Annotated in this window: 17 protein-coding genes; 2 read left to right on the forward strand and 15 right to left on the reverse strand. The window is 37.3% G+C overall.

Annotation, left to right across the window (positions count from 1 at the left end; genetic code table 11):
* Positions 1 to 111: 111 nt before the first annotated feature.
* The 13 genes from acsn021_RS11520 to acsn021_RS11580 all read right to left on the reverse strand — a co-directional run bounded on the left by acsn021_RS11520 (position 112) and on the right by acsn021_RS11580 (position 14,711).
* Positions 112 to 297, reverse strand: coding sequence for a PspC domain-containing protein (locus acsn021_RS11520; RefSeq protein WP_184089304.1), 186 nt, complete (start codon positions 295 to 297; stop codon positions 112 to 114).
* A gap of 115 nt (positions 298 to 412) precedes the next feature.
* A complete protein-coding gene (locus acsn021_RS11525) occupies positions 413 to 1,501 on the reverse strand; it encodes a DUF4097 family beta strand repeat-containing protein (RefSeq protein ID WP_184089301.1) in 1,089 nt (362 codons plus the stop codon).
* Positions 1,498 to 2,265: a DUF1700 domain-containing protein gene (locus acsn021_RS11530; RefSeq protein ID WP_184089298.1), complete on the reverse strand. Its 768-nt coding sequence runs from the start codon at positions 2,263 to 2,265 to the stop codon at positions 1,498 to 1,500. Before acsn021_RS11530 ends, acsn021_RS11525 begins: the two co-directional genes overlap by 4 nt.
* The gene (locus acsn021_RS11535) at positions 2,266 to 2,586 is read right to left on the reverse strand and encodes a PadR family transcriptional regulator (protein ID WP_184089295.1); all 321 of its coding nucleotides are present in this window, start codon (positions 2,584 to 2,586) and stop codon (positions 2,266 to 2,268) included.
* Between the two features lie 312 nt (positions 2,587 to 2,898).
* Complete coding sequence (locus acsn021_RS11540; RefSeq protein ID WP_184089292.1) at positions 2,899 to 3,999, reverse strand: glycoside hydrolase family protein; 1,101 nt, start codon at positions 3,997 to 3,999, stop codon at positions 2,899 to 2,901.
* A gap of 74 nt (positions 4,000 to 4,073) precedes the next feature.
* The gene (gene sdaAA / locus acsn021_RS11545; protein WP_184089289.1) at positions 4,074 to 4,946 is read right to left on the reverse strand and encodes an L-serine ammonia-lyase, iron-sulfur-dependent, subunit alpha; all 873 of its coding nucleotides are present in this window, start codon (positions 4,944 to 4,946) and stop codon (positions 4,074 to 4,076) included.
* Positions 4,947 to 5,104: 158 nt separating this feature from the next.
* Positions 5,105 to 5,785, reverse strand: a complete 681-nt coding sequence (gene sdaAB / locus acsn021_RS11550) for an L-serine ammonia-lyase, iron-sulfur-dependent subunit beta (protein WP_184089286.1) — start codon at positions 5,783 to 5,785, stop codon at positions 5,105 to 5,107.
* A 310-nt stretch (positions 5,786 to 6,095) separates the two neighbouring features.
* Positions 6,096 to 7,652, reverse strand: coding sequence for a UDP-glucose--hexose-1-phosphate uridylyltransferase (locus acsn021_RS11555; protein WP_184089283.1), 1,557 nt, complete (start codon positions 7,650 to 7,652; stop codon positions 6,096 to 6,098).
* 44 nt (positions 7,653 to 7,696) lie between these two features.
* The gene (galE, locus tag acsn021_RS11560) at positions 7,697 to 8,701 is read right to left on the reverse strand and encodes a UDP-glucose 4-epimerase GalE (protein WP_184089280.1); all 1,005 of its coding nucleotides are present in this window, start codon (positions 8,699 to 8,701) and stop codon (positions 7,697 to 7,699) included.
* A 119-nt stretch (positions 8,702 to 8,820) separates the two neighbouring features.
* Positions 8,821 to 9,984 carry a galactokinase gene (locus acsn021_RS11565; RefSeq protein WP_184089277.1) on the reverse strand — a complete coding sequence of 388 codons (1,164 nt, stop codon included), beginning with the start codon at positions 9,982 to 9,984 and terminating at the stop codon, positions 8,821 to 8,823.
* A gap of 61 nt (positions 9,985 to 10,045) precedes the next feature.
* The gene (locus tag acsn021_RS11570; protein ID WP_184089274.1) at positions 10,046 to 10,960 is read right to left on the reverse strand and encodes an ArsR/SmtB family transcription factor; all 915 of its coding nucleotides are present in this window, start codon (positions 10,958 to 10,960) and stop codon (positions 10,046 to 10,048) included.
* A 299-nt stretch (positions 10,961 to 11,259) separates the two neighbouring features.
* Positions 11,260 to 12,777, reverse strand: a complete 1,518-nt coding sequence (arfA, locus tag acsn021_RS11575) for an arabinosylfuranosidase ArfA (RefSeq protein ID WP_184089270.1) — start codon at positions 12,775 to 12,777, stop codon at positions 11,260 to 11,262.
* A gap of 269 nt (positions 12,778 to 13,046) precedes the next feature.
* Positions 13,047 to 14,711 (reverse strand): S8 family peptidase, encoded by a 1,665-nt coding sequence (locus acsn021_RS11580; protein WP_184089267.1) that lies wholly within the window; start codon positions 14,709 to 14,711, stop codon positions 13,047 to 13,049.
* Positions 14,712 to 15,265: 554 nt separating this feature from the next.
* On the opposite strand from acsn021_RS11580, the gene ilvB reads away from it, so the two are divergent.
* Both ilvB and ilvN read left to right on the forward strand, forming a co-directional pair.
* Positions 15,266 to 16,987 (forward strand): biosynthetic-type acetolactate synthase large subunit, encoded by a 1,722-nt coding sequence (ilvB, locus tag acsn021_RS11590; protein WP_184089264.1) that lies wholly within the window; start codon positions 15,266 to 15,268, stop codon positions 16,985 to 16,987.
* A gap of 154 nt (positions 16,988 to 17,141) precedes the next feature.
* Positions 17,142 to 17,639 carry an acetolactate synthase small subunit gene (ilvN, locus tag acsn021_RS11595; protein ID WP_184089260.1) on the forward strand — a complete coding sequence of 166 codons (498 nt, stop codon included), beginning with the start codon at positions 17,142 to 17,144 and terminating at the stop codon, positions 17,637 to 17,639.
* Positions 17,640 to 17,769: 130 nt separating this feature from the next.
* Here ilvN and acsn021_RS11600 read toward each other — a convergent pair whose 3' ends face one another.
* Positions 17,770 to 18,654 (reverse strand): alpha/beta fold hydrolase, encoded by an 885-nt coding sequence (locus acsn021_RS11600; RefSeq protein WP_184089257.1) that lies wholly within the window; start codon positions 18,652 to 18,654, stop codon positions 17,770 to 17,772.
* Positions 18,641 to 19,282 carry a TetR/AcrR family transcriptional regulator gene (locus acsn021_RS11605; RefSeq protein ID WP_184089254.1) on the reverse strand — a complete coding sequence of 214 codons (642 nt, stop codon included), beginning with the start codon at positions 19,280 to 19,282 and terminating at the stop codon, positions 18,641 to 18,643. Before acsn021_RS11605 ends, acsn021_RS11600 begins: the two co-directional genes overlap by 14 nt.
* Position 19,283 lies beyond the last annotated feature (1 nt).

The following is a 19,283-nucleotide window of genomic DNA, read 5'->3' on the forward strand; positions in this document are numbered from 1 at the left end:
TCAGAAAAACTGCCGTATCTTACCCGGACTGGATGCTCTGTAAGTATCCACCGCATAAAGACGACAGTTTATTTCTCTTTTCATTAGACTTCAGGCCTTTGATTCCTTATCTTATAATTTTACCGGAATAACAGCGGCTGCAACTAGATAAGCCAGAATACCAGCTCCTGTAAGACCGAATATAACGAATAGCAGTCTGACAACAGTTGGGTCTAAATTAATATATTCTGCTATCCCTGCACAGACACCTGCAATTACTCTGTCTGTGTTAGAGCGATATAATTTTTTTGGTTCCATAACAATTTCCTCCTATTAAATCAATTTTTACTTATATTATTTATAGTATAATACTTATTATCTGTTTTCACATTAAAATTATTAAAAATACCTAGTAACATAGCAATATCTTATATTATCTTATTTTTAAGTCAATTTTACCAATTTCGCATTTTAGTGAAAAGGAATCTTTCGCACCAGTATTCTTTATACTTTCAGAAGCGATTCCTGAGTACTTATTATTGTTAATCCGGACAGTTCCTATCCCTGAACTAACATCATAATTATAATCCTCTTCCTTACCATTTATATCCATTTCAACACTACCGATACCACAATTTACTTCATTAACACCTTTTATTATTCCGGACAAAGAAATAGCTCCAATCCCACATTCCACATCTATATCCCTGCCTGTAAAGTCCTCAATTATTAATTCTCCGGCTCCTACTGAATAACTGGAAGCGTTCTCCACATTAAGTTCATCTATTCGAATCCTTCCGGCCCCCACATTAACAATAGCGGTCTTTGCCTTTAGAGAATCTGCTTGGATAGCACCGGCTCCAATGGACAATGTTAATTTATCTGCTTTAAATTCTTGTGGAAGTGTAATTTCTATACGGGTATTGTCAGGCCAACTTATATTATTCTTGTCGGTTCTCACTTTGACTCCAAATATGCTAATCACATGGACTTCATCATTTCTGTCTGCATTGAAATAACCGCTGTCCGTTATCTTCAATATACCATCACTAACTTCACTTTTCACATAGTCCGCACCGGCTTCGTTTACATCCACAGAAAATGTTTCACCTTCTTTTATCGTAACAGTTCCGCTTGAAACATCTAGTTTCAGTGAATCAACTTTTTTATAGGATATGGGATAATCAAGGCTGTCATTGTATATATCTTTTCTATCTGCTTCTTCCCAAGAACCTATACCTTCATTATCTTCATATTCGTCCCAGTCATCCTCATCCCAATCCCTCTCATCCTTGTAAGATGTTTTAGGAACTGTATCTTTCTTAGCCGTCTCTGTTGTTGCCTTTTCCCCAAACCAGAAACCAGCTCTATTACGGAAATTTCTTCCCAAGATGCTATAAGAAAAATCCTCTGGCCGCTCAAACATTGTAGTATCCATACTAAAACCGGCAATCATTAGAATTATACCGATTAATAACGCAATACCCGCAATCTTTAGCAGATTTTTCATAAAAACTCTCATGCTGATACCCTCCTTCCCTTTAAAGGAAGTTTACATAAATCCACAATCCACTGGTATAATACAGGAAATACCTTGGTGCTTAAACCAATCGTAGCCAGGCTAAATAATATACCAATTCCCAGTACAAAGATTCCGCTTCCCGTCATAAAAAACCCAACTGCCGGAAGCCCTATTACCTTAATAACTCCTACAATAGTAAGTATAATGCCTGTTATTATTAAAACAACTGATAATATAGCAAAAGCCAACCATAAGGCACCAACGGTTATAACCGCAGCCAAAATGAATGAAAATATAGTGGCTACTACAGGTATGCCAACAGGTATGGCAAAAATACATAAAAGTATAATTACTATAACTCTGGACGCTGCGTTATTTTTTTGGTAATTCGTTCTGTCATAGCTTCCCTCATTGACGCTATCGCTCTGTTTATCATCTGCTGTACTACTTCTGCTGTAAGTCTGCTGTCTCTCAGTATTGTCTCTGGAAAGCTCTAACTTAGGCCCTTTCAGACCATCATCTTCGTAACCTTTTTCAGTAAAATACCCTCTGTTTTTTATATCCTGCTCATTGGCATTTAATAAGGCCTTAATACTGGCTGCTACCTTAACAGGGGATTCAAGTTCTTTAATAATTTCGTCTTCATGTTCCCATCCGGCATCTTCAAAATAAGTCTCATAGTAAGCCAATGCCTCCATTCTCTCCTCTAGGGGGATATCTAGTAATAAGTCCTCTAATTCCTTTAAAAAATCTTGTTTTGTCATTTAAGTGTTCACCCCCACAAACATATTATTAATTTTACCGCAATAAATCTTCCATTCATTGATGTACAATCGCAACTGTACTTTACCCTTATCCGTTATTTTATAATATCGGCGATTCCGTCCATCAAAAGCTAAATCATAAACTTCTAAGCAATCGTCCTTTTGCAGCCGCCTTAAAACAGGATACAAGGTAGATTCCGATATTTCAATTACCTGGCGGACATCCTGTGTTATTTTATATCCGTAGGTACCTTCTCTTTCTTTGGATACAATTGCAAGAACAATCGCATCGAGTAAAGCTGCACCTGTATTAAATACCATTCGATCTACTCCCTTCCAAAACATACTTATTCAATACTACCGTCATATCTGGAGAACATGTATGGTTTATATATAATAATGTATTCATCACTATATTATATGATGTATAATATTATGTGTTGAATATAATATATACGAAAGGATTATATTTGTCAATTATTTTTTTCTATGATTACAAAGTACAGACGGTATGCCTACAACCAATTACATTTCGGTAGGTTTGTTAGAGATAAGAAAATTAAAAATAGAATAAGAGCTGCACATTTATAAAATAACTAAACAGTTATTCATAATAAATGATGCAGCATTCATTTAAAGATTGGAAAAATAATTATTATTATATACACAATAGGAAGTACAGTCTGTAATCCTTATGGGATTTTCAAATACCATATTATTGGTGTTATTGGTTACAACCACATTATTTACAAGATTAAAATCAGCCATGTAGTGAGTTTTTAAGGAATCTAGTTTATTGCTGATAAAGATATTGTTCATTACTTGAATATTTCTATGCGGCACACCATTGTAAGATATTCCATAAACACCGTTCGCCATGTATCTTTCGTATAAGGTAGCGGTATTTCCTGCTATCTGTATATTATCACAATAGGAGTTTGTTCCATCCGTTATCTTGGTTCCATCTGCTCTAAATTCTGTTTTGTTGGAATAAATTCTTACAAATCGGGTATAGCCTTCCACCAGGTTATCAATAATTTTAACATTCCGGAAATTAACACAGTTTACAAAAAATCCATAGGCACCTACGCCTCCACTGCCTTTTGCCACATTTCCTGCTATTAAGATATTTCTGGATTTTTCTGTACTATTAGGTTGAGAATGGGTACCAATGGCGTTTAAGGGAGCAGGATATCTCTCACTTTTATCAAAAGTACAACCTAGTATACGGATATTTTCACAGCATGCCAGGTCATAATAAGGAGAATCTGGCGGGAAAATCGGCAAGGCATTGGCAGAAGCAAAATCAATTTGTATTGCCTCCCGAAATGGTTCCGGTGTATTTACTTTATATCCAAGAAAACGGCAGTTAAGTATTGATACATCCTTTGAGGCGTTGATATCAATACTGTGAGAGCCAAGGGTGTCTAAAAATACTACATTTTCCAGAGTAATATGTTCTGACTGAAAGATATAGCTTATATTAGCATAGCTATCGCTGCTTAATCCCGGCCCTTGCCCGTTTAATACACCGCCTTTTATCCATATGTTTCTAGAGTATGGAATAGTCCCGAATATAGGTATATTGGCTCTACGAATAAGCCTAACCTTGGGAGACATTACAAGCATAGTATCTGAGCCTATGAATAAGGTTTCGGTAATTGTGTAATCGCCATCCGGTAAGAGAATATACCCTTTCTTATTTAACAGCTCTTGTATATAACCTGAGTTCATACAGAACCTCCTATAGCGGACATGTCATCGCTTTTATAATATATTATATTCTAATATATTATATATTTTACATTTTAAGGGCACTTTTTACAACGGCTGCATGCACTGGGTGCTGCTGCCATTCCTCCAAGCGCTGTCTCCTTTAATTCATTCGGAAGACTGCGCCCCACATTATACATAACTGCCACTGCTTCATCAAAAGGAACAATATGCTCTATACTGCTTAAAGCTATCTCGGCACAGACTAAGGCATTTGATACTCCCATGGCATTTCTCTGTTGGCAAGGTGCCTCCACAAGCCCTCCAATGGGATCACAGACAAGGCCTAATAGATTGGACAAGGCACTGGTTGCAGCATGCAGACATTGTCTTGGACTTCCGCCTAACAGCTCAGTTATTGCAGCGGCGGCCATGGCAGAAGCAGAGCCAACCTCCGCCTGACACCCACCTTCTGCTCCCGCTACCGTAGCGTTATGTGCAATTAGATAACCAATGGCGCCGGCATGGAATAATGCCTTAATCATATCACTGTCAGAGAAATGCATCTCTTCTTGTATCGCCAGAAGAGCACCCGGTATTACACCGGAAGAACCTGCGGTAGGTGCTGCGACTATCAGCCCCATAGAACTGTTAACTTCCAGCACTCCCATAGCATACATAATTGCCTTTGACATTAGATTACCGCATACAGATACATTTCCTGTTAAACGTCTGTTATTAATTTTAGCTGCTTCTCCTCCGATTAAACCGCCCATAGATTCGATTTTTTTAGCAAGGGCATGCCTGGCAGATTTTTTCATGATTTCCCAGGCATGTTCCATCTTTTTAATCACTTCTGCTTCCTCACTGCCCAGAAATTGTACTTCTCTTAAAAGCATAGCGTCGGATATGGATATATTTTTCACATCACAGATTTCCAGTAAAGCCTGACCTGACTTAAAATTCATAATTGAGTCCTCATCTATACCACAATAATGGATATATTACCACTTTTTAATTGAAGGATTTCTGTGGTTCCTTCCTTTATCTATATTTTCCTTCAATTTCGTATTTCTTAAATTACCATGTTAATGGTTAAAAAGATAACTGTATTTTATTCATAATTCTACAATTTTTCAATAAGAAAGGCTTGAAACACATTACCTAATTCTTCAATTCTATCAATAATTTCTTCAATAAGAGATTCGTCCGTTTCAATGATTGAGTAAGCAATAGTTCCCCTATTCTCACGGTATAGTTTCATAAATGCAATATTAATATTATATTTACTAAGGATATCTGTTACAGCAGCTACTACACCCGGTAAATCTCTATGGCGGATTACAACCGTATAATAATCACCTGATAAATCAATCTCGACACCGTTTATTTTCTTTAGAACGGCTCTTCCCCCGCCAATGGATACACCGGTTATGGTAGTGGTTTCTCCTCCTTCTACCGTAATCTGAATATCCACAGTATTTGGATGTACATCCACCTTGTTCGTATCTAATTTAAACTGATATTTCAGCCCTGCCTCTTTGGCAAACGTAAAGGATTCTTTTATCCTTTCATCCTCCGTGTCAAAACCAAGCATACCTGCAACTAAAGCTTTATCAGTACCATGCCCCTGATATGTCATCGCAAAGGAACCATATAAAACGAAAGTTACTTCCTCTATGGGTCTTTTTACCATGTTTCTTGCAAGCCTGGCAATTCGTAAAGCGCCTGCCGTATGCGAACTGGAAGGACCAATCATATTTGGTCCGATTATGTCAAACACACTCATTTCTTTCGTTGAATACATGAAAAATCCTCACTTTTAGTTATTTATTTTTAAGGTTTTATAAAACTTTCTTTCAGGATAGTATTGCGTAATAATTAGAATTAAATACCTGTCCTTTTGTTGACCTGCTTGTAAACCAAGTCATATTATAGCATACTTTATTGAATTTTCTACCAGAAAGCAATTGATTTTACAGAACCTTATCAATGAAATTAATAGCGGCATTCTACTTAATAAACGAAAGAAAACTGCTGTCAGGCTTTACAGTATCATTACAACCTGTAACTCCTAACAACAGTTTCAATTTATTTTTAACAGAGATAATCTTTTATTATAAGGATGATAGAAATTTACAAAAAGCCTTCTGACCATTTTCATCCCGTTTATAAACACCTGCATGCTCTAATACCTTTGAAAATACAATACCGACTTCTTCCTGTAATATAGTATCTATAGTATCCTCTGTTATCTGCGTATACTTAAGCAGCAGCGTTTCCACCCACAGCTTATGCTTTCCAATTCTTTCATCAAATGAGATATCTTTTTTGCAAAGTAAGGCTTCTCTTAATAATTCCATTTCTTCCTTAAGACGTGAAGGAAGCACTGCAAGCCCCATCACCTCTATCAAACCAATATTTTCTTTTTTAATATGATGCAGCTCTTCATGAGGATGATATACACCAAAAGGATGTTCTTTGGTGGTTACATTATTTCTAAGCACCAAATCAAGCTCATAAAACTTACCAGCCTTTCGGGCTATAGGGGTTATAGTATTGTGAGCCTCATAGTTTGTTAGGGTATCAAAAGCAAGGGCTTTTACTTCATCCGCTTTAAGTAGTCTGCCTTCCTTATCAGAAAAAGCATATACAAAAGCCTCTTCATCCGTATAATTTCTCCACGAAGTAAGGATATGACTTCCAAGTTCAATAAGAGAATTCGTATCTTCAGCCTGAAGTCTTATAACTGACATAGGCCATTTTACAATGCCAACCTTAACTCCTTCAAACCCTTTTACAGTTTGTGCCTTCTCTATCGGTGCCTTTGCCATTGCAAATTCATAATTACCACCTTGAAAATGGTCATGTGTCAGAATGGAACCGCCTACAATTGGCAAATCCGCATTAGAACCAACAAAATAGTGAGGAAACAGTTTTACAAAATCAAATAATTTAATAAAGGTATCCTTATTTATCTTCATTGGGGTGTGCTCTGAGTGAAACACGATACAATGCTCGTTATAATATACATATGGTGAATATTGAAGTCCCCAATTCTGATTTTGAATTTTAACTGGTATTATCCTGTGGTTTTGTCTTGCAGGGTGGTTTACATTACCATAAAAGCCTTCATTTTCCTTGCACAGAAGGCATTTTGGATAACCGGTTTGCTTTTTTAACTTTGCAGCGGCTATAGCCTTTGGATCCTTTTCAGGCTTGGAGAGATTAATTGTAATATCCAAATCTCCATATTCTGTGGATGTAATCCATTTTTTATCTTTTGCTATTCGGTAACGCCTGATATAATCAGAATCCTGGCTTAATTTATAATAATATGCCGTTGCCTTTTGGGGATTATCATTAAAGTATGCATCAAATTGTGTTATTATTTCAGTAGGTCTTGGTACCAGAAGCCCCATTAGCTTGGTATCAAACAAATCCCGGTATACAATACTGTCTTCTAATAAACCTTTTTCAACTGCAAAATCAAGAATTCCCTTTAAAATTTCCTCAAGGTTATCAGACAATTCTTCCTGTACTTTAGTCTTCTCATAATCTTCCAGTTGCAGTACTTCTAAAATCCGGTTTACTGTATATACTTCATCGTATTGTGTAATCAAACCGGTTTTAAGACCATATTCTATCAATGCCGTTATATATTGGTTAATCATATCTATTTCCGTCCTTACTCTATCGTCGGCTGTTTATTACTCACTCAATTCTTTGAACTATTATCATTAAAACCATTTGGATGACTCTGATGCCATTTCCAGGCAGAAGCAATAATATCTTCAATGTCTTCAAACTGTGGTTTCCATCCTAATATACGCTTAGCTTTTTCACTGGAGGCAATTAACTTTGCAGGATCACCCGCTCTTCGGGGGGCAACTATAGCAGGAATTTCAGAACCTGTTACTTTTCTGGCTGCTTCGATTACTTCCTTTACGGTAAAACCGATACCGTTACCAAGGTTAAAGATATTACTTTCATTCCCTTCCATTAAGTATTTTACGGCAAGTATATGTGCCATAGCCAGGTCTGTTACATGAATGTAGTCTCTAATACAGGTACCATCTTTCGTATCATAATCATCACCATATATGTTAATGGCTTCCCGCTTATGATTGGGTACTTGCAAAATCAGTGGAATTAAATGAGATTCAGGATTATGTGCTTCTCCGATTTCTCCGCTTTTATGTGCACCGCAGGCGTTAAAATAACGCAGAGATACATAACGGATGCCATGTGCCTTATCTGTCCATTTAAACATTTTTTCCATAGACAGTTTGGTTTCTCCGTAAGTATTGGTGGGTTCTGTTTTATCTGTTTCAAGGATAGGAATTCTTTCTGGTTCTCCATAAGTGGCTGCGGTTGAGGAAAATACGATTTTATTAATATTATGAGCCACCATGGATTCTAATAATACTTTGGTACCGTACACGTTGTTGTCATAATATTTAAGAGGATTTTCCATACTTTCCCCAACCAGTGAGTTCGCTGCAAAATGGATGACCGCGTCTATTTCTTCTTTATCAAACACGCTGTCAATAAATTCTCTGTTACGAATATCTCCTTGATAAAAACGCGCTTTGGGATGTACTGCCTGTTTGTAACCGGTTTCCAAGTTATCTACAATTACAACATCATTTCCTTTGTCAATCAATTCATACGTTGTGTGGGAGCCGATATAACCTGCTCCTCCTAATACTAATATTGTCATATTAAACTCCAATCTGTGTGCTTAAGTGCAAACTTGATTGCACATGCACACGTGCTAATCAAGAGGTTGAAAAATGTTTTCTTCAACTTAACTCTAATCTGTATGCTTTACGAATAAAGTTATAATTTTTTAGGACCGTCCCCAATATCAACTACATAAAAATCTGCTTTATACCCAATTTTGTCTTCATAGGTTTTACCAACCTTCTCAATAAAATCATCCACCTTATCATCCATAACAATGCTTACCGTACAACCTCCAAAGCCTGCTCCTGTCATACGTGAACCAAGCACACCATCAAGTCCCCAGGCAGTCTCAACCAGAGTATCCAGTTCGATACCGGTTACCTCATAATCATCTCTTAAGGAAACATGGGAAGCATTCATTAGCTGTCCAAAGGCTGTAACATCCTTTGCCTTTAATGCTGCTACTGCCTTTATGGTTCTTTGATTTTCATAGACTGCATGTTTGGCACGTTTTATACGAATTTTATCACCTATAATATCTTTATGCTTTTCAAATTCTGCTTCACTTAAATCACCAAGACTTTGAATTTTTAGAATCGACTGCAACGCTTCCAGAGCATCTTCACATTCTTTTCTTCTTTCGTTATATTTTGAATCACCAAGACCGCGTTTTTTGTTGCTGCAAGCAATGATTATTTTGGCTGATTGTAATTTTATCGGTGCATATTCATAAGAAAGATTGCTGGTATCTAAAAAAATAGCATGCTCTTTTTTACCCATGGCAACAGAGAACTGATCCATAATGCCACAATTGACCCCGATAAAGTTGTTTTCTGCAAATTGACTTACCAGAGCTAAATCAATTAGTGAGATGTCAAATCCCATAAACTCTTTTATAATGTAACCGGTTAAAACTTCTAATGAAGCTGAAGAGGAAAGTCCGGAGGCATTGGGTATATTACCAAAATATAGTATATCCATACCCTGTTCTGCCGTGTAGCCTTTTTCTTTTAATGCCCAGTACATGCTTTTGGGATAATTGGCCCAGTCATCTTCTTTTTTATATTCTAGATTTGTAATATTTGCATTTATAACTCCAAGGTGTTCAAAATTCATGGAATAAACCCGCAGTGTCTTATCGTCCCTTTTTCTGGCCGCAGCATAGGTTCCGATGGTCAATGCACAGGGAAATACGTGGCCTCCGTTATAATCAGTATGTTCACCGATAAGATTTACCCTTCCCGGTGCAAAAAAGACTTGTGCTTCTTTACCTTCGCCAAATATTTTAGCAAATTCCTGTAACAATTTCTCCTTCATATTGCTCTCCTTCTGCCTTATTTAGGCTTTTTTATGGTGTGTATTTATGAATTTAATCGAATTAAAAAAACACCTTCATGCGGATATCCTGCGAATAGTCACCAAAGCCGCTGCCAAACAGGTTGACCCCTCCTGCATGTTTTGCATCCTCTTTAATACCAATTCGTACGGATATATAAGCCTTCTCTGACAATCGGTAGTCCTGAATGCATGAATCACTTACTTTTTCCTCATCAATATAAGTGCCCTGTTCGGTTAATTTCCAAGTCTTTAAATCCCCATACTGGGTATTCTTATCCGGCCACCAGGCTGGATTTAACTTGCCTCTTCTACCGCCATAATCACTGGGGCACCTAAATGTTCCAGCTTCTAATCCATTAATCCATACGGTTATATCCGAGGGAAAATCAAGATTATATTCATGATCCTCCGAACAGAGTTCCATAGATAATTCCAGCCTTTTTTCTTTGCGATTTGTCAAGACATGATTGGGAAAACGGTATTCTAAATATCCCTTTCCAAACCACAATAATTTTGCTTTTGTCCGATTAGGGTTATAAAAGCACCGGGGTTCATCTTCTTCATCTATATGCCCTTTCTCACTTACAATACCGCAGGTTGGCTCAACATAGTAGTCTACAAAGTTACCGATAGGCATATTTATAATCTCCATCTCGTCACCGATATCTGCACACAAATCAATGCTTAAGGCATCAAGATTCTTGCTGCATACCTTCATTGAACCCCTTACCGCAGGAAGCAGAGTGGTTGCGATTAATCCTGCTTCTTCAAGTGCTTTTACGTGAGCTGCTGCCGAGGATTGGGGAAGTTTCAGTATTTCTGCTATCTCATTAATGTTTAGGTCATACCTGCAAAGTAACCTTAATATTTCAAGTCTAATCTCCGAGGACAGGGCCTTCGCCAGGAGTGCCAATTGTTTTGTATCATCCAAATTCAGTTGAATGTTCTTTTTCAAAGCATCGCTCCTTTTGTTTTTATTCATACCAGAATTTCTGTTATGAATCTATTTTTCTGTTATAATAATTGTAGCACGCATAATTTAATTTGAAAAGAAGAAAATGATAAAAAACTGCATAAAGAGTTATTTTATTTTTGGTACTATTTCCCTGTTGCAAATGATATTAATTAAGCTTAATAAAAAGAGGCACTAAAGCTTTTTATACACAGGAATCTAAAACTGTGTATAAGAAAAGCATAGTGCCTTTTTCTTTATTTCATTAAAATACTATGTTCTATACGCAACAACATAGTAAATCACTTCTTACCAAGTCGTATCACGTTCCAGGAGGCTTTCATTAAGGAAGTGGTCAATATTCCTCCCTCTACTGTGGTAGTATTCTGCTGTTTTGGCGCAACCGCTTGTTTTACCGCTGAATTTACTAAAAGCAAGTCATCTTCTGCCAACATAATATGTTCTATTACTTCAAAGTTCTCAAAACTGCGTACATCGCAACTAAAGTCTATGGCATCTTGCAGGTCACGATTCACTGCAAATATGGTTACTTCATCTCTCTCTTCATTATAAACAGCTACAGATTCTACATCATTTACATCTGTATAATCCTTTGTATCGTGTTTTGTTGAATAAAGTACCGGCTGTAGGGCAATCCCTCTTCCGAATTTGGAGGCATGGAGATAAGGATAAAAAATAGTCTGTTTCCAGGCAGGACCATCTGCTTCTGTCATAATTGGTGCAATAACATTCACAAGCTGTGCCAGACAAGCCATTTTAACCCTGTCCGCATGTTTTATAAATGTAATCAACATTAAACCTACTAGTAATGCATCTTCAAAGGTATAAATATCTTCTAACAACCCTGGTGCCTTTTGCCATGGATTCTTCTTCATGATATCCTGGTCAGCCTGATTGGAATGATACCATACATTCCATTCATCGAAACTTAAGTTTATGTTCTTTTTACCACGTTTCTTCGCTTTCACATAATCACAGGTGGCAATTACTGTCTTGATAAAATGGTCTGTCTCCATGGATTTAGCTAGAAAATTCGAAGTATCCTTATCGGCATTACCAAAATATTGATGCAGGGATACAAAATCAACATGTTCATAGGTATGTTCTAAAGTTACAGCTTCCCATTCCGGAAAGGACTTCATAAAGGTTCCTGAACTTCCGCATGAAACAAGTTCTATGTCAGGATCAATCAGCTTCATGGCTTTGGCAGTTTCATAAGCAATCCTACCATACTCAACTGGTGTTTTAGAGCCAAGCTGCCAAGGCCCGTCCATCTCATTGCCAAGACACCAGGTTTTTATTTTATGGGGTTCTTTCACACCATGTTTAATACGTAAATCGCTGTATTTTGTTCCAGCGGTATGATTGCAATATTCTAAGAGATTACAAGCATCGCTGACTCCTCTGGTGCCAAGGTTTACAGCCATCATAACTTCACTTCCGACAAAAGCTGACCATTTTGCAAATTCATTAAGTCCCACATCGTTGGTTTCAAGGCTTCTCCAAGCAAGTTCCAGTCTTTTTGGTCTCTCAGCTAACGGACCTACACCATCTTCCCAAAAATAATTCGAAACAAAATTACCGCCGGGATAACGAATAATGGGTACCTCCAATTCCTTTACCAAATCCATAACATCCCTACGAAATCCATGGTCATCCGCACTTTTGTGGCCAGGTTGATAAATTCCTTCATAAACCGCCCTTCCAAGGTGTTCAACAAAAGAACCATAAATTCTTTTATCAATCTCTGCAATTTTAAAATCTTTATCCACTACCATTTTAGCATATTTCTTTGCCATACTGTAAACCCTCCTGTTTTTTACTATTAGTATCCGGTAGCAACATCCGGTGTTAAATGCATAACTTACTTTGATTATACTATTAACCGCGAAATACATCAAGATATATTTTACTTTATATTAAATTATTATAGTATTTATAATAGTCCAAAAGATTACTAGTGTGAAATGCTTTGATTTTTGCGGATATAATTTTTACTTTATATTTTTGTAAAATAATATATATACATTTTATTATAATAATAGACTCTATATGCATTTGCAGGGCATTATTCTATTAGTCCATAGCCCCAGCCCGGATTCGGATATAAGTGTTCATTACTACGTACAGCGGAATTAGTTAAAAAATATCTTATGGAGATGCTGTTCATACCGGGCATGTTACCTTGCAGGATTCCCCATTCCAACAGCCCTGCAGATATTCCGCCTGCAAAGGCAGAGGCAAGACTGGTACCGGATAAGGGAATAAAGGTATTTATTATTGTAGGAACTAATATGTGTTCTCCAGGTGCCGCAATATCTGGTTTTGGTACAAAGGAAGCCGTAAACCCTCTGCCGGCACTTTCAGATAATTCACGACTTATGGGATTATATGAGGTTGTTGTTAGTATATTCAAGGCATTTCCTGGTATGGATATGGTTGTAAATGGATTTGCATAATGGAAATACGTCTCACTTGTTAAAAAATTGCGAATGGGAAGCCAGATGTGGTATTGACTAATTAAATCGTAGGTACCTGAAGTGCGGAAACGCCAGATTCCCTCTGGAATATTTTTAAAACGAAATAATATTAACTGCTCTTCTGAGTAAGTTTCACTAATATAGCTGTCTACATATATTATCATTTCTTGGTATTCAATGGTGTAATTACGCTGCCCAACAAAATCAGGCCTTAGCACTGCCACGGAATCGCCATCAGGATTTATAATCTCCACAGTAACTACATTGGGCAAATATCCCCATAATTCCATTGAAAAATATCTGTCCAGTGGACCAACTTTAAGCTCAACTAAATCGTATGGTTCCGGAGGTACAATTTCACCAAAGTAATGGTGACTGGTATCACCCTCGTTTCCTGCTGCTACTACTATTGCTATCCCAGCGGCAGTTGCGCTTTCAGTCAAATAATTACTCATAATGTCCTCGCCCTTATGAGACCCCTGTGAGGAACCAAGACCCACACAGATTACTATGGGCCTATTAAGCCTTCTGGATAGATTCATAAGATACTGAATCCCCATCATAATATCATTCATTTGATAACAATACGTATCCTGTGGTATGCCATAAAAATCCATAATATTATTTTTTGCTTGCTTTAACTTTACTACAACCAATTCTGCCCCAACCGCTACTCCGGAAAATCCATTATCCTCTGACTGATATCCTGCGGCTATACCTGCCATAGCTGTTCCCTGACCAATGGTGTCCGTACTGGGGACTATTTGTAAGGGTGTCTCCGATGCCAAGGCATGACTTATTTCCTCCTGACTGTATTCAGTACCATAAAACATTCCCTCCGGATATCTGCCGCTGTCTATGGTTTGATCCCAAATGGCTTTCACTTTACTGGTATTATCAGCATTTATAAATATTGGATTTGTATACACGATACCTGTATCAATAATTCCAACCAGTACGCCGCTTCCGGTAAGATTGTACTCCGGAAAGCTTCGAACAGTATATTCTCTCTCTACCTGCTCTTTTAGATATGTTAATAAACCATAGCATTTAGGAATAGCGAAATACCCGAAATTTCTAATGGCATTTTCATCTAAAGCTTCCGCAGGAATATGAATAATTGCATATTTATCGTTTATCAGGTTATAAGAATATTCACCGAATCTTTCAAAGTATGACATATTATTATTATATTCAATAACTATATCTGCAAAATCATCGCTAATAATTTTAAACCGCTCATTATCATTCATATCATCCCCGCTTAACATATCCTATTAAATATTCTTATTGTAATTTATGATAGGCATGCGGAATTGATACTAAAATACCTAATATTCATCTCTCCATATCGATAGACTGAGCAAATCTGCGTTACATATATTTTCTATATTTTTCCTGTTGACATCTTTTAACCCAGTTGTTATAATAATAAAAATTTCATCTAAGAAAAGCGTTGAAAAGGAGTAGTACATACTCACCAAAAGCACAGAGAGAAGATGGATGGTGCGAATCTTCATGGAGGGAGTAAAGCTTAAGTTATTCTAAAGTATGTTTTAGAATGGCGTACGGCTTAGGCAGGTGCCTTGGAAGTAGCCTTGGAGCTGTGAACCGAACAAATTCTTTAGTAGGCTTCATCGGAGTTTCCGCCGTTACAAGGAAAGCAGTATCAGATAGTTGTATTCTATCCCGTACTGACAGAGAGCAGAGAGAAATCTCTGAATTTAGGTGGTAACACGGACCAGATAGTTCGCCCTAAGCTGATATTCAGCTTAGGGCTTTTTTAATGCAAAGAAAGGAGTCTTTTATGATACCAGGAACAAGTTTATTTGTAAAAGCTTTAAAAGAAGAAGGTGTAACTACACTATTTGGTTATCCGGGAGGCTATGCCATTGATATTTTTGATGAGTTGTACAAACAGGATGATATTGAAGTCATACTCCCAAGACATGAACAGGCACTTATTCATGCCGCTGACGGTTATGCTCGTTCAACTGGAAAAACCGGTGTCTGTCTTGTAACCAGCGGCCCTGGTGCTACCAATCTGGTAACCGGTATAGCCACTGCAAATTATGATTCTGTGCCTCTTGTATGCTTCACAGGACAGGTACCAACCCACTTAATTGGAAACGATGCCTTTCAGGAGGTTGACATCATTGGTATAACAAGAAGTATCTGTAAGTATGGTGTTACTGTACGTAATCGCGAAGACTTGGGGCGAATCATAAAAGAAGCTTTTTATATTGCAAGAACCGGAAAACCAGGTCCTGTTGTAGTCGATCTTCCAAAGGACGTTATGTTAGCTCTTGGAAGTACAGCCTATCCAAAAGAAGTTAATATCAGAAGCTATAAACCGAATCTTAAGGTTCACAGCGGACAGTTAAAAAAAGCTCTTGATATGCTTAAGTCTGCCAAAGAACCAATCTTTCTTGCCGGTGGGGGTGTTACTATCGCAAGGGCAAACAAGGAATTTACCGAGCTCGCAGAATTAACAAAGGTCCCGGTTATAACCACTATCATGGGGCGTGGTGCAATTCCTACAAACCATCCGTTATTTATCGGTAATATCGGAATGCATGGCAGTTATGCTGCAAATCAGGCTGTAAGCGAATGTGACCTTCTTTTTTCCATTGGAACCAGATTCAATGACCGCATAACCGGAATGCTGGTAGAATTCGCACCTAAGGCAAAGATAATTCATATTGATATTGATTCTGCTGCTATATCTAAGAATGTAGTCGTTGATGTTCCTATTGTAGCAGATGCCAAACAAGCTGTTGAACAAATGCTAAAGGATGCCGCTTCCTGCAATACGGAGGTATGGTTATCACGAATACAAAATTGGAAGCAGGAACATCCTCTTTCAATGGCAGCAAATAAGGGGATTACCCCTCAGAAAATAATAGAAAAAATAAATACTCTCTTTCCAAAAGCTATTGTTGTTACAGATGTTGGTCAACACCAGATGTGGACCACACAATATCTTAAAATGGATGAAGGCAAGCAGCTTCTAACCTCCGGAGGTCTTGGTACCATGGGCTATGGATTTCCCGCTGCTATGGGGGCAAGCATTGGCAATCCGAATACTCCTGTAATCTGTATCTCCGGGGATGGTGGGTTTCAGATGAATATTCAGGAAATGGCTACCGCTGTAGGGCAAGAATTACCGCTTATTCTTTGTGTATTTAATAACAGTGTTCTAGGTATGGTTAGACAATGGCAAACCCTGTTCTATGATAAACGCTATGCCTCTACCTGCTTAAGATCCAGAAAATCCTGTAGTAAAACCTGTAAAAAACCAGGTGAGAATTGCCCGCCTTACTCGCCGGATTTTTTGAAACTGGCAGAAAGTTATGGTGCTTACGGAATCCGCATTGAGCGTGAGGAAGACATCGAAGCCTCCTTTTTATATGCACTTGAGAATAAGAAAGCTCCCACCATCTTAGAGTTTATGATTGATAGTGAAGAAATTGTACTCCCGATGGTACAGGGCGGAAAACCCTTAAGTAATATGATTTTGGAGTGCTAGGGATTGATTTTTTGAGATGATTGAGAAACAATCTTTAAAAAATATTCTTATTTTAGCATAAATAATTTTTCAATTACTTGCTATTTAAAAAATTAGAAAGGGATGCCACAAAAGTATCAAACATAAAATGGTGGCAATGAATAGGTACAATACAATGAAAAAAAGATGGGTTTCCTTGTTTGTAGAAAATGATATTGGAGTATTAGCAAAGATATCCGGATTATTTTCCGGCAAATCCTATAACTTAGAAAGCCTTACCGTGGGTACCACGGAAGATAAAAGCATCTCCCGTATGACTATTGGTCTGGTAAGTGATGACATTACCTTCGAGCAAATAAAAAAACAGTTAAACCGACTTGTAGAAGTCATAAAAGTATTGGATTTTACCAATACTCCAACCCACATGAAGGAAATATTGTTTATTAAAGTAAAAAGCTGTACAAAAGAAGAAAAAACGGAGCTTTTTCAAATTGCATGTGTGTTTAAGGCTTCTGTAACAGATTATGGGTTAGATAGTGTCTTATTGGAATGTGTTCAGACAGAAACAAAGAATGATGACCTTATTAGACTGTTAACCGGACAATTTAAGCAATTAGAGATTGTAAGGGGAGGCAGTGTTGCTATTGAATCCATAAGCATGACAGATCGCTAAGCTAATAGTAATAAAACCGGATAGCCTTACAAGTATGCACTTTTACTGAAAAGGCTATCCGGTTTTATTATCTTGTTATGTCTGAAAGCTCTTTATTTCAGGATAAACAGTTTTTAGATAAAACGCATCCTTAAATCTCTAGAAAGAATTCGATAATACACTTGTTTATCACATCCGGTATCTCATGGTTTATTCCATGACCCACCCCTTTATAAAACCGATAGTTTAGTCCCAATCTTTGAAATTCTCCCTCCGTTCGCTCTCTGCTGCCAAGGGGATCATCTTCACCACATAAAAATAATGCCTTGTTTTTTAAGCTGTAATACTCAGCTTCTGTAAAATACTCCAGTTTATGATAAGACATTGCCATAGTCTGAAATCCCTGCAACAAATCTTGATAATGATTTAATATATCTGTATTATCGGTAAACATAAAACTATTATCACCGGTAAGCTTTTTAATCAGTTTTATGACATTCTTTTTTGTAGGGAACAGCGCCTCCGGCAGAAATACCTTAAGCATATTTTTCAACGGGCTTTTCTGCTTATTTGTCAGAATGGAACCCGACATACTGATTACTTTAATTACCCGCTCGGGCTCTCTTATGGCAAATAGCTGTGCAAGATAGCTGCCGTTAGAAACTCCGGCTATGTATACTTGTCTTAGTTGTAAACCCTTCATTACCTCCTTAAGCCAAAGAATCGTTTTAAAATCTTTATTATATGTATGTCCCGGTACACTTTTCCCCGGTCCGCCAAGTGTATCCACCGCGTAAATACTAAAGTGCTCAGACAGAGCTTTACAGTTATAGTACCACATTAAAGCTGAATTATCTCCCACACCATGAAACAAAACCAGAGGCGGTTTGGTTTTATCTCCAAATTGAATTATATGAGTGCTGCCATACTGTGTAAGCACCTCTCTTTCTTCTATTTCCACCTCCCAATGCTTTAAAAGCAGGTCATAGGAGTTATATATTTTTTGTTTAGCACGTTCATTTTTAAATACTTTCATATTTATCTCCTTTTGCTGAACTTATACTATATGTGTCATAAAACGTATTTAAATGTATACACAACTCGTGTTTGGCAATTAACTTAATCTCTTCCCTTACTTCTCCGGTTGCAAAGTATCTTTGGAACAGTACAAAAAAAGGACTAAAGTAATGCAAAGCCAAGTATTCTGGGTTTTCCTGTTTAAAATATTTTTTATGAATTAAATATTCAAATACCTGATGATTATGCTCTAAGGGGTTTTCAAACATTAGTAACTGATATAGTTGTGCTGCTTCTTTGTTGGTATATTGATCAATCATGAGCATCCGTAAAAATTTTAATACCGTATTCTCTAACAAATATTGAAAAAAGTAAGCAAGACCTGCATCTACAAAAGCTGCCTTTTGTATTTCAGCCACCCTGCCTAGTTCCTGCTGAAAACCTTTCAGTATGTTCTGCGTTAATGTCCGAAATTCTGACAATAAAACATCATATATTTCTTGTTTATTTTTAAAATGATAATATAAGGTACTTTCTTTAATGCCAACTATCTTCCCAATCTCCCGAATAGATACATTGCTATACCCTCTCTGGGAAAATAAATCTAGCGCTGTTTCTTGTATTTTTAATTTTGTCCCGCGTTCCATG

The organism is Anaerocolumna cellulosilytica, from assembly GCF_014218335.1.
Classification (GTDB): Bacteria; Bacillota; Clostridia; order Lachnospirales; family Lachnospiraceae; genus Anaerocolumna; species Anaerocolumna cellulosilytica.